This is a genomic window from Algibacter lectus, assembly GCF_004368925.1.
In the GTDB taxonomy this organism is placed as follows: domain Bacteria; phylum Bacteroidota; class Bacteroidia; order Flavobacteriales; family Flavobacteriaceae; genus Algibacter; species Algibacter lectus.
Window position 1 is genome coordinate 129,493 of sequence record NZ_SORL01000007.1, and the last position, 14,951, is coordinate 144,443.

General features: G+C 31.1%; 11 protein-coding genes and 3 tRNA genes. 11 read left to right on the forward strand and 3 right to left on the reverse strand.

The window, feature by feature from the left end:
* The first annotated feature begins 9 nt into the window (after positions 1-9).
* Positions 10-1,260 carry a tetratricopeptide repeat protein gene (locus DFQ06_RS01590; protein WP_042503845.1) on the forward strand — a complete coding sequence of 417 codons (1,251 nt, stop codon included), beginning with the start codon at positions 10-12 and terminating at the stop codon, positions 1,258-1,260.
* Positions 1,261-1,336: 76 nt separating this feature from the next.
* On the opposite strand, the gene DFQ06_RS01595 is transcribed toward DFQ06_RS01590, so the two are convergent.
* A complete protein-coding gene (locus tag DFQ06_RS01595) occupies positions 1,337-2,086 on the reverse strand; it encodes a C40 family peptidase (protein ID WP_042494757.1) in 750 nt (249 codons plus the stop codon).
* 97 nt (positions 2,087-2,183) lie between these two features.
* Positions 2,184-3,362, reverse strand: coding sequence for an acetyl-CoA C-acyltransferase (locus DFQ06_RS01600; RefSeq protein WP_042503846.1), 1,179 nt, complete (start codon positions 3,360-3,362; stop codon positions 2,184-2,186).
* 208 nt (positions 3,363-3,570) lie between these two features.
* Between DFQ06_RS01600 and DFQ06_RS01605 the strand changes: the two genes are divergently transcribed.
* The 10 genes from DFQ06_RS01605 (at position 3,571) to DFQ06_RS01650 (ending at position 14,182) form a co-directional block, all read left to right on the forward strand.
* Positions 3,571-5,619: an HD family phosphohydrolase gene (locus DFQ06_RS01605; protein ID WP_042503848.1), complete on the forward strand. Its 2,049-nt coding sequence runs from the start codon at positions 3,571-3,573 to the stop codon at positions 5,617-5,619.
* Between the two features lie 100 nt (positions 5,620-5,719).
* A tRNA-Ser gene (locus tag DFQ06_RS01610) sits at positions 5,720-5,808 on the forward strand.
* A gap of 34 nt (positions 5,809-5,842) precedes the next feature.
* A tRNA-Pro gene (locus tag DFQ06_RS01615) sits at positions 5,843-5,917 on the forward strand.
* A gap of 853 nt (positions 5,918-6,770) precedes the next feature.
* Positions 6,771-7,310: a YfiR/HmsC family protein gene (locus tag DFQ06_RS01620; protein ID WP_042503850.1), complete on the forward strand. Its 540-nt coding sequence runs from the start codon at positions 6,771-6,773 to the stop codon at positions 7,308-7,310.
* Between the two features lie 40 nt (positions 7,311-7,350).
* A complete protein-coding gene (locus tag DFQ06_RS01625) occupies positions 7,351-9,633 on the forward strand; it encodes a TonB-dependent receptor plug domain-containing protein (protein ID WP_159140047.1) in 2,283 nt (760 codons plus the stop codon).
* Between the two features lie 20 nt (positions 9,634-9,653).
* Positions 9,654-10,127, forward strand: a complete 474-nt coding sequence (locus DFQ06_RS01630; RefSeq protein ID WP_133965656.1) for a hypothetical protein — start codon at positions 9,654-9,656, stop codon at positions 10,125-10,127.
* Between the two features lie 80 nt (positions 10,128-10,207).
* Positions 10,208-11,932 carry an ATP-binding protein gene (locus DFQ06_RS01635; protein ID WP_160491505.1) on the forward strand — a complete coding sequence of 575 codons (1,725 nt, stop codon included), beginning with the start codon at positions 10,208-10,210 and terminating at the stop codon, positions 11,930-11,932.
* Between the two features lie 4 nt (positions 11,933-11,936).
* Positions 11,937-12,332: a response regulator gene (locus tag DFQ06_RS01640; RefSeq protein WP_042494815.1), complete on the forward strand. Its 396-nt coding sequence runs from the start codon at positions 11,937-11,939 to the stop codon at positions 12,330-12,332.
* 10 nt (positions 12,333-12,342) lie between these two features.
* Positions 12,343-13,752 carry a hybrid sensor histidine kinase/response regulator gene (locus DFQ06_RS01645; protein WP_133965658.1) on the forward strand — a complete coding sequence of 470 codons (1,410 nt, stop codon included), beginning with the start codon at positions 12,343-12,345 and terminating at the stop codon, positions 13,750-13,752.
* 356 nt (positions 13,753-14,108) lie between these two features.
* Positions 14,109-14,182: transfer RNA gene (locus DFQ06_RS01650), tRNA-Arg, on the forward strand.
* 51 nt (positions 14,183-14,233) lie between these two features.
* Here the strand turns inward: DFQ06_RS01650 and DFQ06_RS01655 are convergent.
* Positions 14,234-14,950 (reverse strand): LytR/AlgR family response regulator transcription factor, encoded by a 717-nt coding sequence (locus DFQ06_RS01655; RefSeq protein ID WP_042503856.1) that lies wholly within the window; start codon positions 14,948-14,950, stop codon positions 14,234-14,236.
* Between the last annotated feature and the right edge of the window lies 1 nt (position 14,951).

Here is a 14,951-nt window from a genome sequence, read left to right on the forward strand (position 1 = left end):
TTACTTAAAATGAAAAAACAATTAATCATAGCTTTAGCCATTTCAATGGGTGCATTTTCATTTGCACAAAAGAAAGAATTGAAGGCAGTAGAAAAAGCTATTAAATCGAGCGATTTTGCAGCAGCAAAAGCAGCAGCAACTACAGCAGAAGGTCTTTTAGGTGCTATGGATGAAAAATCTAAAGCAAAGTATTACTACTTATTAGGACAAGCACTTTATGCTGATGGAAAAGGGTCTGATGCAGATATTGCAACGGCTCTAGAAAGTTTTACAAAAGCAGAAAGTGCTTACGGATCTGAAGTAACTGCTTTAAAGCAAACTATTACTAACAAGTTTTTAACTAAAGGTAATGCTGCTTACGAAAAGCAAGATTATTCTAATGCTTCTAAGTATTTTGAAAAATCTTATAGAGTAAAAGAAAAAGATACTGTTTATCTTTATTATGCAGCTGCAACAGCTGTAAACGTAAAAGAGTATGATAGAGCTTTAGGATTATATGAAGAACTTAAAAATTTAGGTTATACAGGTATCCAAAAGCAATATTTTGCAATTAACAAAGAGACTGGAGAAGAAGAAATTCTAGATAAAGCAACTCGTGATCTTTATGTAAAAGCAAAGAGTCACATTAAGCCAGGTGAACGTTTAACGGAATCTAAAAAACCAGAAATTGTTAAAAATGTAGCATTAATTTATGTTAGCGAAGGTAACAATGAGAAGGCTATTGAGGCTATGAAAGAAGCTAGAGATGAGAATCCAGATGATGTAAACTTAATTCTTTCTGAAGCTAATATTCATTTCAAAATGGGTAACACTGAAAAGTTTCAAGAGCTTTTAACTAAAGCTACAGAATTAGAGCCAGAAAATGCTGAGTTACAATATAACTTAGGTGTAATTGCATCTCAATCTGATCATCCAGTAGAGGCTAAGGCTTATTATGAGAAAGCAATTGAATTAGATCCTAATTATGTAAATGCTTATATTAATATTTCTGCTCTTGTATTAGCGAGAGAAGAGCCACTTATTACTGAAATGAATGGTTTAGGAAGTTCTAAAAAAGATGATTTACGTTACGATGAATTAAGAGAAGAGCGTCAAAACTTATATAAAGAAGCAGTACCATTTTTAGCGAAAGCTTTAGAGATAGATACTGAAAACTTAAGCGCAGCAAAAACTTTAATGAACATCTACAATATTTTAGGTGAATCTGATAAAGCTAAAGGTTTAAAAGCTAAAGTTGAAGCTTTAGAAGGGGCTCAATAATTATAAAGTCACTTTCATAAAATAAAAAAGGTCGCAATTTGCGACCTTTTTTTATGCAGTATATTTTAAAAAAATATTAAATAATCTTTTTAATTACGCGTAGTTTATGCGTGTGTTTTCTTTTGTCGACGTTATAAATTCCAGAATGATCTAAGCGGTCAATTCTTACTTTACCATGCGCATGTATAATGTAATTGTCCTCCATTATTAAGCCAACATGAGTAATAGTGCCTTCGCTATTATCAAAAAAAGCTAAATCTCCAGGTTCACTTTCTTCTATAAAACTTAAAGCTTCGCCTTGCGTGGCTTGCTGAGAGGCATCACGAAGTAATTTGTAACCATTTAATTTATAAACCATTTGTGTAAAACCAGAGCAGTCTATCCCGAAAGGTGTTTTTCCACCCCATAAATAAGGTGCATTTAAGTATGTGAATGCGGTTTGTATTATTTGCGATTTAGGACATGTACCAGAAATTACCCCTCCATCATAGTGGTGGTCTAATAAAGAGATTCCGTTTAAGCTAGAGCCAAAAACAATAGGGTGGAGTTGTTCGTCTTTATCCTGAATAAATTCAACCAAATCTCCAGAAAGCTGCAAAGGCTGTCTATTTAAATTAGTGTATTGCTCTTCTGTTAATTCAACATATTGTTTATTATCTATCCAACCTTCGTAAGTATCAAAGGCAATTCTAATTTTACTCCAATTTTTACGTTGTTCTAAAACTTTAAACACATCACCATAAATTACTTGCGAAATTAATTCGCTAGCATCCGATGGTTCTAGTCTTAAAGGTACAATGCTTAAATTACAAATTCCGTATTGCATTAATCAATTATCGTTGTTTAATATTTTAAATAAAGCTCTGTTTTATTCAAATTAATATACAGGCAACAGCTTTTAAAGTTAACTTATATATTGTTTTTTAAGGGCGTTCTATAACTACTGCCGATGCGCCACCGCCGCCATTACAAATTGCAGCAGCACCAATTTTTGCATTGTTCTGTTCAAGTACATTCAGTAATGTAATTAGTATTCTAACACCAGAGCAACCCAGTGGATGTCCAAGTGAAACGGCACCACCATTAACGTTAACATTGCTATCGTTAAGACCCAAAATTTTCATATTTGCTAAACCAACAACCGAAAAAGCTTCATTAAACTCAAAGAAATCTACATCTTCAAGTTTCATGCCTGCTTTGTTCAAGGCTTTTGGAAGCGCTTTTGCTGGTGCTGTTGTAAACCATTCTGGCTCGTGAGCAGCATCTGCATAACTTTTTATGGTCGCTAGAATTTTTAATCCAAGTTCTTCTGCTTTATCTTTACTCATTAATATCATAGCTCCAGCACCATCATTTATGGTAGAAGCATTGGCAGCTGTAACTGTACCATCTTTACTAAAAGCAGGTCTAAGTTGCGGTATTTTATCCATTTTAACATTGGTAAACTCTTCATCTTTCGAAAAAACTAAAGCATCACCACGGCGTTGTGGAACTTCTACAGGCACAACTTCGTTATCAAATTTTCCTGCTTCCCAAGCTGCTGCAGAACGTTTGTAAGATTGTATGGCGTAAGCATCTTGAGCTTCACGAGAAAACTCATACTTATTAGCACAAGCATCTGCACAAACTCCCATAGCATCTTCGCTATATGGATCTACTAAACCATCTTTTTGTAAACCATCTATTAAAGATGTTGGTCCAAATTTAGTTCCCGTTCTAGCATGTAAATAATGAGGTATTAAACTCATGTTTTCCATACCACCAGCAACCACAATATCTGCATCACCAAGCGCAATACTTTGAGCGGCTTGCATAACAGCTTTCATACCCGAAGCACAAACTTTATTTATCGTTGTACAAGGCACCGTGTTAGGTATACCTGCGTAGATAGCAGCTTGTCTTGCTGGAGCTTGTCCGGTTCCTGCTTGCACCACATTACCCATTAAAACTTCATCTACCAATTCTGGTTTTAAATTAATTTTATCTAATGCTCCTTTTATTGCAATAGCTCCTAATTTAGGGGCAGCAATGGTTGATAAACTTCCTAAAAAACTACCAATTGGTGTTCTTGCTGCAGAAACGATAACGACTTCTTTGCTCATAATGATCTACTTTGGTTTAGTTTGAATGTATTTTATATTATAATGAAAAATTAAAAATAGAATAAATTCATTGCGAAAATAACGATTTTTTTAATAATATACAGAGATGTGTTCATTATAAAAGGTGGTGAAAGCCTAATATTTTATTACATTTGAAAATGAAATCATTAACTAAATTTTTATCTATATTTAGTTAGAAAATGTACCTGTGAAAGACTTTTTAAATAAATTATACCGAAACCATTCTTTAATATATAAGGTTCTCTTATTTATTTGTACAACGTTTTTAATTGTTTATTTGTTTCCGAAGAGCGGGAAATTTAAATATAATTTTGAAAAAGGAAAGCCTTGGCAGTCAGAGAATTTGTATGCGCCTTTCGATTTTGCTATTAAAAAATCTGAGAGTGAAATTAATAAAGAAAAAGAAGATATTATTAATAATGGAACTTTGTATTTCAGCATTGATAGTAGCATTGAAAACAAAGTAAAAACAGCCTTTAAAAAGGAGTTTACTACTAATTTTTCCGATACTATTTCGTTAACATCATCTAGTGAATTATACAAAACAGGAATTGATATTATTTCTCAACTTTATGCGTTTGGTGTTTTAAATGAAAGTTATAGTTTTTCTGAAGAAAAAAGAATTGTAATTTTAGACGAACGTGTAAAGAAACAAGAGGGTATTTATTTCGATTTAATTAAATTGGATAAAGTGACTTCTGTAATAGAAAAAGTTTTAAAAAAGCATAAATTATCTTCTAATAAAACTGAATTTGTTTCATTGTTTTACGACTTAGTAGAACCAAATTTAACTTTCGATAAATCTTTCACAGACAAAGCTTTACAAGAAGAGTTAGATAAAATAGTTTATGCTAGAGGAAGTATTGAAAAACAAACTTTAATAGTTTCTAAAGGAGAAGTTGTTCAGGGCGATAAATATCAAATATTAAAGTCTTTACAATCGGAATACGAATCGCAGGTTTGGAGCAAATCTAGCTACATTTGGATTTTATTTGCATACACGTTATTAGTGGCCTTAGCGTTACTAATGCTTCTATTATTTTTAATGAAATACAGATTAAGTGTATTTGAAAATAATACCAAAGTTACCTTTATATTCTTCAATATATTTTTGTTAATCTTTCTAACCACTATGGTAGTAAACTACAATTCAAAGTTTATATACGTGGTGCCAATATGTATTCTGCCTTTAGTTTTTAAAGCGTTTTTCGATGCGCGCTTAGGGTTGTTTTCTCATGTTATTACCGTGTTGCTTTTAGGTTTTGTAGTACCAAATAGTTACGAGTATATGTTTTTGCAAATTATAGCTGGTATTGTTACTATATTAACGGTAAAAGAGCTTTACAAGCGTGCTAATTTGTTTATTTCGGTTGGGCAAATTACACTTATTTATTTTATAGCTTATTTTGCGTTTTTTGTAATTCATGAAGGAACGGTTGAAACTTTAGACTGGAAAACTTTTGGCTATTTTGTACTTTGTGGATTAGCAACATTATTTGTGCAGCCTTTAATTTATGTTTACGAGAAAGTTTTCGGGTTGGTATCCGATGTATCATTGTTAGAGCTTTCCGATACTAATTCTAAGCTTTTAAAAGAATTATCTAATAAGGCACCTGGCACGTTTCATCATTCCTTAAACGTTGCTAATTTGGCGGAATCTTCTGCAAATGAAATTGGAGCAAACGCCATGTTAGTTAGGGTAGGAGCTTTGTATCATGATATTGGTAAAATGAAGAGCCCAACTTACTTTACCGAAAATCAATCTACCGGAATTAATCCGCATGATGAGTTATCATCTAAAGAAAGTGCGAGAATAATTACCGATCACGTTATTGACGGAATAGAAATTGCTAAGAAAAATAATTTGCCAGATCGTGTTATAGATTTTATTAGAACACATCACGGTACTAGCGTGGTGTATTACTTTTATATGCAGGAAAAAAAGAACCATGATGATGTAGATCGATTAGATTTTAGCTATCCTGGTCCGAAGCCTTTTAGTAAAGAAACGGCAATCTTAATGATGTGCGATAGTATTGAAGCTGCATCTAAGAGTTTAAAGGAGCCAACCTCGACAAAAATTGACGCATTTGTGGAAAATATAATAAATAAGCAGATAGAAGAGGGGCAATTTTTAAATGCGAACATAACTTTTAAAGAAATTGAGTCGATTAAAAAAGTGCTAAAACACAAGCTAGCAAACATTTACCATTTAAGAATTGAATACCCTGAATAATTTTTGAAAAAAAATGAAAAAATGTTTGTTAGATTTAAGATGAAATCCTAAATTTGCACCCGCATTACAATATTAGTGCTGAGTTCTTAGAACAATTATTGGAGAGGTGCCTGAGTGGCCGAAAGGAGCGGTTTGCTAAATCGTCGTTGGTGGAAACACTGACCCAGGGTTCGAATCCCTGTCTCTCCGCAAAATATTTTGAAAAAAATATAGATAACCAATTCGGGGTGTAGCGTAGCCCGGTTATCGCGCCGCGTTTGGGACGCGGAGGTCGCAGGTTCGAATCCTGCCACCCCGACTAACCTAGAGATAGGAATACTAAACACCGTTAATCTTTTGATTAGCGGTGTTTTTTTATATCGACCAAACTATAATAGTTAGCCTATTATTCTTCTTCTTTAAAAATGCATTTTACTTTATCTACATAATTTTTTTAATAAATATTTTTTCTTCTTGTTTAGAAATTAAACAATGTATTATTATTTCAAAATTTAACTCTCACATCATTTCAGTAAGCTTTATCCTTTTAATAAGTAGATAGAGGTGTTTTGTATGCGGTTTATTTTTTGTTTTTGTAAATATTGAGAGTTATTCATTAATTGTATGTAGTAATTATCTTCTTTTTTATTTATTTTCATAATAAATAAGTTTAAAACGTCGTTTAAAAACATTTATATCGGATTAAATGTTTATTTTAGCAAATAATTAACGTTGCGATTCTTACGTCAGGGCACAAATTTAGCCTAGATTTAATAGATTGCTTGAATAAAATAGTCCCAAATGAAATTAAAAAGAAGTGTTATAACCAAACCGTTTACTATTCTATCTATAGAAGAGTGTACACAGTAAAAATATATTACTAGTTCAATTATTAAAAAAAGCTAACTCTCGTGCTTCAAGTTCTTTTCAATAAGAAGCATAGCTGAATTTATACCTATTTAATAAAGTCTATGATAATTTATGGATAGTAAAATAACTATCCGAAAAACCAATTTTTTCTATATTAAGCTAATATGCTTACACTGTTGATTGCTCTCTTTCAAAGCCCCGTATATGTGTTGTAAAATATGAGCATGATAAAAATCATACTTGATTATGTGAAAAAAATATAATTTGCATAACTGTATTTTAAAGTAAAATGAAACCTACGAATGATTAACTTAAAATTCTCCAAAAATATAAGCTGCCTAGCTAAGGGGATAATTCTTATTGTCATTTTTATCTGTTGGAGCAACACTTGTTTTGGACAAAAAATTGCTGTGCCAGAAAATATTCAAGCGGCACTATTAACTAAGGTTTTAAAGTATAATCCTCAAATTCCTCAAAATAGTCAAATTAAAATCTTAGTGGTTTACAATGATAATACTATCCTAGATAAAGACGAGTTTATTAAAGGACTAGGAAGTTCTATGGCTTTTAAAGCCATTACAACAAGAGAATTAGCGAAAAATATTTCTGAGTTTGATGTTGTTTATTTCATGGAAGGCATTAATGGGTTTTCTGAATTATGCAGAAGTAATAAAGTTTTATCAGTAACGGCTACAACACGGTTTGTAGAAGAAGGGGAAATTTCCCTTGGATTTGGAATTGAAAACAGTAAACCCAAGATATTGGTGAATTTAACATCTCTAGATATGGAAGGACAATCGTTCTCTTCGGATATATTGAGAATTGGAAAAATTTTTAAATAACAAAGTTATGAATTTTAAGGAAAAAATACTTTTATTCATTATGATCATAACATCATTGTTATGTTTCGAAACTTTCGCGCAAAAAGATAAAGTTTATAATGAAATGACTCTTGAGGAGTTATTGGATATTGATGTTGTGGTAACTGCTTCTAAACACCCAGAAGATTTGTTTGAAACACCATTGTCTACAACTATTATTAGTAAAGAGGAAATTAGTAATTCTGGAGTTACAAGTATTCCAGAAGCATTGCGTTTATCTCAAGGTTTAATTGTTAGAGAAATTACTCCAGGTAATTACGACATACATATTAGAGGGTATGATGATATTACAAAAAATGTATATTTAACATTGTCTTACAATACCACCATATTGGTTATGATTGATAACCGGATTGTATATAGTTATTTTAGTGGAGGAACATTTTGGGAAACTTTACCTGTAGATTTAATTGATGTTGAAAGAATTGAAGTTGTTAGAGGACCTGCGTCTGCTTTATACGGGCCTAATGCTGTTACTGGTGTAATTAACATCATCACTTCTCATGCTAATAAAAAAGGTAAAAACATTACTGTTAATAGCCAAATTGGAACCAACGAGGCTAAAAATGCTAGTGTAAATATTGGTTACAATTGGGATGATAAAACAAAGCTTTCATTCTCTGGTAATTTTACAGAACGTCACCGTTTTGATACGGATTATTTTGATTTCATAAGGAAAGGTTATACATCTGTAGATAGTTTAACCATGTTTGTGTCACCGGTAAAAGATGTAAATGGCAATGAGCCTTGGACGTTTTTAGAATATCAAGAAGAACTCGGTGCGTATTATAATGAAGATCTCAGTTTAAGAAGAGTAGGAGGAAACATATTTTTAACCCATAATTTTAAAGAAGGTTCTAATTTTGATATTGCTGTTGGTGCACAAAAATCCCAAAGTCAAAGAACAGGCTTTGTAAATTTGGCAACACCATTATCTCAAACAGAGTCGGAAAGTTATTACTTTAACGCAAAAATAAATCACAACAACTTTAGCGGACAGTTTAATATTAACACCGGAAAAGATGAAAATAATTACAAGTTTAATTCTTATAAGTTTACTAACATAGAAGGGAATCTAGAGTATTTTAAAGAATTTAAAAACGTAAGTATTAGACCAGGAGTTAATTATAAGTTTTTATCATATAATAGTCCGTTTACTTACGATGACGGATTTAGTTTTAATGAGCTTAACTTCGAATTTAAAGATGAGCCAAAAAAGACGTTTTCTTATTCCACTTTTGTATTAACAGAATGGAAACCAATATCTAAACTTAGAATGATTGGAGCTATTCGAGTTGATAAATTTGGGTTTAATAAAAATTATTTCACCAATTTTGAAATAGCATCCACGTATCGAATAAATAAAAACAATTTAGTTAGAGCTGCTTATTCTAGAGCCAGTAAATCACCTTTCTTTTTTGATACGTATCTAAATAGTGATTTAACTGTAAAATATGCGAGTAATGCTACTAATTTAGATGTACCTGTAGATTTTACAGTTAGTGGCCAAGAAGATTTAAAATACCCAACTATTACAAGTTTTGAAATCGGTTGGAGAACGAAATTGAAAACAAATTTAACATTAGATTTTGAGGCATTTTATTCTAAAGTAGACAATTTTGTAAATCCAAATGCATATTATGATTATGTTACTACACAAGAAATAAATGAAGCAGGTGAGCCAGATGAAATTTTAGCTATACATGCTGATGGTTCTGTTATATTCGAAAATTACGATTTAAAAGCAAACCAGTTTGGAGCAGGATTTACATTAAACTATGATTTTAGTGATAATTTTCAAGCTAAGGTGTTCGGTACGTATCAAAAAACTAATATTGCTGGTAGAAAAGATATTGAGATTGAATTGACTGATATTGTTTTTGAACCTAATGCTGAGGGAGATATTTTAACAACTACTTTAAGCAATAGAACAAACCCTACCCAATGGAGCGAAGAAGCGACACCATCCTTTTTTGGAGGTTTTTCATTAAATTATAAACCTAATAAAAAGTGGAGTTTTAATACAGATGCTTACATATATGCAGATCATGAATTTGCTAACTATAACTATTATCAAATATCAAATGTAGATAATATTGATGATGCTAAAGTGCAGATGGATATTAGAACCAACATGATTTTAAATGCCAAAACAATCTATCAATTAAATAAAAATATGTCTGTTAATGTTACAGCAAAAAACATATTAGGAAAACACCGTGAATATGGTTTTGCAGACAACATTGGTTCTCTTTTCTTAATAGGCATACAATGGAAATATTAAAATTAAACTCTCAAATCTTTATGAAAAACAATTATTATTTATCTGCTATTATCGCTTTATTTATTTCTTTAACCTCTTGTAGTTCTAGTGACTCTAACGATGCGAACACACCCAGTGATATGGTGAGTTCTAAAACATGGAAGATAGAAAGTAAAATGCTTTCACCTACTATAAATTATGGAGGTGTAGAGATAGACGATATCATGATTCTCGAATCAGAAGAAACTAGAAACTATTCATTTAAATTTAATGCTGATGGTACTTTTGAACAGTATGATGCAACTGGAGAAGTTCTATTTGAAAGTACGTGGTCTTTAAACTCAGATAATACCATTTTATCCTTTGGAGAACCAATTGTTTACGTCTATCCTGTAGTTGGCGAAATGGGGTTTTCTAGCATTGATATTGTCTCTATATCATCATCAAAAATAGTAGGTACTATTGAATCTACGTTTGGTGAAGATGATTACGAGCTTACAATAACATTTATATAAGAAAGTATTAAAACATAATCTTCCAGATAAGTTAATTTATATAAATTATGATCTTTAAAAATCTATCAATTAAAGTTAAAATGATGCTGATTATTCAGTTAGTATCGTTGTCTTCTCTATTGATAGGTTTTTCTTATGTTGTCTATAGTAATATAGATGATTTTAAGGAAGACATGAAGAATAATACTATAATTAACGCTACACTCGTTGGCGATTATTGTGCTGTGCCTTTGGTTTTTGATGTGTCAGAAAGTGCAACAGAAACGCTAGGCAAATTGCAAAATATTCCTTCGCTAGAGGTTGGCATAGTTTATAATGATAAACATGAGGTTTTTGCGGAATATTACAAAAATGGCAATAAAATTCCCGTTTCTAATACTTTTGTAAAAGGCTCATGGAATAAGTTTGAAGACGATCATTTAAGTGTTTCTAAACCCATATTTAGCGATGAAGAATTTGCGGGAACCATTTATTTAAGAGTTTCTACCGAAGAGCTAACCATGAAAATTAATGACTATTTAGTTAAAATGGCTATTTTATTGGTTTGCTTACTTTTAGTTAACTATATACTTGCTACATGGTTGCAAAAAGTTCTTTCAGAACCTATATTGAATTTAACAAAAGCTACTAAAGAAATTTCTCAAGAAGGAAATTATAAACTACGAGTGCATAAACAAGGTAACGATGAAATTGGAGATCTAGTTGATGAATACAACGAAATGCTATCTCAAATCTATGTTAGAGAAGAGGCTTTAAAACAACGCACAAATGAGTTAACACAGACTCTAGGAGATTTAAAGCAAACTCAAGAAAAACTTATTAATTCAGAAAAACTGGCAGCACTTGGTCAATTAATTGCTGGTGTTGCACACGAGATAAACACACCACTTGGAGCCATTCGTTCATCTATCGGCAATATCAATAAAACGTTATGTTTTGTGTTAAATGAATATCCTATATTTATAAATGAATTGCCAAAAGAGTTAAAGGAAAACTTCTTAAATTTAGTTGAAGATTCTTTTAAAAATAGGCACATGCTTACGTCAAAAGAAGAACGATCGCTTAAAAAGAAAATATCTAAAATATTTGAAGAGCACGATATTAAAAATGCCTATTCATTTGCAGATACTTTTGTAGATATGATGGTAGTAGAAAATGTAGAAAACTATTTAGACTTATTGCAAAACGAAAATTCTGAAAAAATTATAGAAACAGCTTATAAAATTACAGGATTACAAAGAAGTACAGAAAACATTGAATTTGCAGCCGACAGGGCTTCAAAAGTAGTTTTTGCACTAAAGAATTCGTCTAGAGTAAATAATTACGAAGAGCAGGTTTTAGCAGATGTTACAGAAGGCATTGAAAGTGTTTTAATTTTATACAACAACCAAATTAAACAAGGTATAGAAGTAGCAAAAGTATACAAGGAAATACCCGAGATTCTTTGCTATTATGATGAATTAAATCAAGTATGGACCAATATTTTACATAATGCCATTTATGCCATGGAGCTTAATGGTAAATTAACTATTAAAACATACACAGAAAACAATTGGGTTGTAGTTTCAATTAGTGACAGCGGACGAGGTATTCCTAAAGATGAAATTGATAAAATATTCGATCCTTTCTTTAGTACTAAACCAACAGGTGAAGGTACAGGTATAGGCTTGGATATTTCAAAACGAATAGTAGAAAAGCACCACGGAAAAATTGAAGTACAAAGCGAACCAGGAAAAACAACCTTTAGTGTTTACCTACCAATAGCAGGTAGTAACAATGAAGATTCTATAAAACCACAACAATAATACTATGGAGAAAAATGTAATATTATGTGTCGATGATGAAAAAATTATACTAGATAGTATTAAAGCGCAGTTAAAAGAGAATTACGGTAACTTATTTCTATATGAAACTGCCGAAAGTGCAACAGAAGCTTTAGATATTATTGAAGATTTAGAACTAGATTTAAGCACCAATTTAATAATAATTAGCGATTGGTTAATGCCGGTTATAAAGGGTGATGAATTTTTAATTAAAGTACACCAGATGTATCCTAATGCATTAAAAATAATGTTAACAGGTCATGCGGACTATAAATCGATTAAGAAAACGGAAGATGAAGCAGATTTATATAAATGCATTAAAAAGCCTTGGGTTCGGTCTGAGTTATTTTCATGTATTGATTCTGGTTTGCAATTAACTTAAATTACAGCGAATGAAAAAGGATGTAATATTTTGTGTCGATGATGAAAAAATCGTTTTAAATAGTTTAAAAACCGAGCTGAAAAATGCGTTCGGTAATAAGTATATTATAGAAACTGCAGAGTCGGGAACTGAAGCTTTAGAGGCTATCGAGAACTTAATGAGCTTAGGTTATAAAATACAAGTGGTTATTGCAGATTACGCCATGCCAGTTATGAAAGGGGATGAGTTTTTAATGAATCTTCATAGTAAATCCCCTGAGACCTTAAATATATTATTAACTGGGCAAGCAACTATTGAAGGGGTTATAAACTCTATAAATCACGCTGGTTTATATCGTTATATTTCTAAACCTTGGCATACTAATGATCTTGTATTAACAGTAAAGCAAGCGCTTAAAAGTTACGATCAAGAAAATCAACTTAAAGTTCAAAATGAAGCGCTTAAAGAGCTAAGTGCTTCTCTAGAAAACAAAGTACAGTTACGCACACAAGAGCTAAAAAATAATAACATTTTGCTTCTAGAAAAGCAGCAAGAAATTATACTTCAAAATAAGGAATTAGAAACCTATAGAAATCATTTAGAAAACCTTGTTAAAGAGAGAACCCTTGATTTAACGATTGCTAAAGACAATGCAGAAGAAAGTGATCGATTAAAATCGGAATTTTTATCTACCATGTCTCACGAGTTACGCACACCTCTTAATTCAATTATAGGCTTATCTGGTTTGGTAGATCGAGATACATCTATGGATGAGGTTATTGAGTACACACAAATAATAAATAATAGCGGAGAGCACTTACTTAAATTAATTGACGATCTTTTTAATGTTTCTCTTATTGAATCCGGGAAAACTAAAGTCAACATTAAGGATATTGATTTAGGTGTTTTTATGAATGAAATTCATGGGAACATGAAGATTTATTTAGAACGATTAAAAAAGGAACACATAGATTTTAATTTAGTAATACCAGAAATTCATAAAAACTTAACCATTTATACCGATAAATTAAAGCTTACCAACATTTTGGTTAACCTATTAAGGAATGCCATTAAGTTTTCGGAAAATGGTACAATAAATTATGGGTTTAGAATTTGCGAAAAACATGAACAAAAGTATATTGTATTTTTTGTATCAGATACGGGGATTGGTATTGATAAAAAATATCAGGATTTAATTTTTAAAAGTTTTACTCAGGTTAATAGTGATTTAAACAGACCTTACGAAGGGGCAGGAGTAGGATTAACTATTGCAAAAAAGTTGGTTAATCTTTTAAAAGGTGATATATGGCTAGATTCAACTTTAGGAGAAGGAAGTTCTTTCTTTTTCACAATTCCATTGTATGATGTAAATAACGAAATGATCAGAAATAATTGTGAAAATATCATAAAGTCACCAGCCGAATTTAAAAATGAACGCTAAAAAAAATAAAATAATTATATTTTTTTTCGAGTGTTAAAAATCTTCAAATTTATATAAATAGATAAAATGTTCTGTACTTCAATGTGTTACTATTTAATTTAGTTGAAGAATAAAATGAAGAAGATTTATTGAAATTTAAAATAGAGAATTTATTTAAAATAAAAAGTAAATTTTATTTGTTAGAACTCTAATAAGTTATATATTTGCAGCCGATAAAGTAAAACCCATTACTTTTAAGTTCTTAAATTAGATATTGAAATTAAGGTTATTTATTAAATATTTAACCAATTAATATAAATTGTAGAAAATAGAAAATCTCTATTAATACAATGTTTTCGTAGAAACATAAAAACTACGGGCTCTTAGCTCAGCTGGATAGAGCACCTCCCTTCTAAGGAGGCGGTCGAAGGTTCGAATCCTTCAGGGCTCACTTAAAGCTTCACTAGAAATAGTGGAGCTTTTTTGTTTTATAAAGGTTTTTTTAAAATTTCTCAAGAACCTTTAAAACATCCTTTTTGTAGCTTCTACTAATAGTTAAAGACGTTTTATTGATAGTAACTTCTTCGTTGGTGAAAGATGTAATAGATTTAAGTGCAATAATAAACGATCTGTGTATTCTTAAAAAAGCATCACTAGGTAATTTAGCTTCAATAGCGCTAATAGTTTCTCTAGTTACAATCGTTTCATTTTCTAGATGAATTTTTATATAGTCGCTATAACTTTCAATATATAGTATAGAGGCAAAATCGACCTTAATCATGCGTCTGTCTGCTCTTACAAACATAAAGTTATGTTGTTCTAATATTGTAGCTTTAGTGCTGTTGGCAGTTGTGTAAGTATCAAAATAAGCGGTAACAGCTTGTAGCAATCTATTAAATGAAATAGGTTTTAGTAAATAATCTACGGCTTGAAGCTCAAACCCCTCAACAGCATAATCGCGATAGGCTGTTGTGAAAATAATTTTGATGTCTTTGTTGATAGATTTAGCAAAGGAAATCCCTGAAATTTCTGGCATATTGATATCCAAAAATACTAAATCAATTTTATGCTTATTTAAATAATTAAAGGCATCAATAGCGTTACTGCAACTTGCAACAATATCTATGTTATTAATTTTAGAAAGATGATTAGCAATAACGTCTCTAGCGATACTTTCATCATCAACAATAATGCACGAAATGTTGTTCTGCTGCTCCATA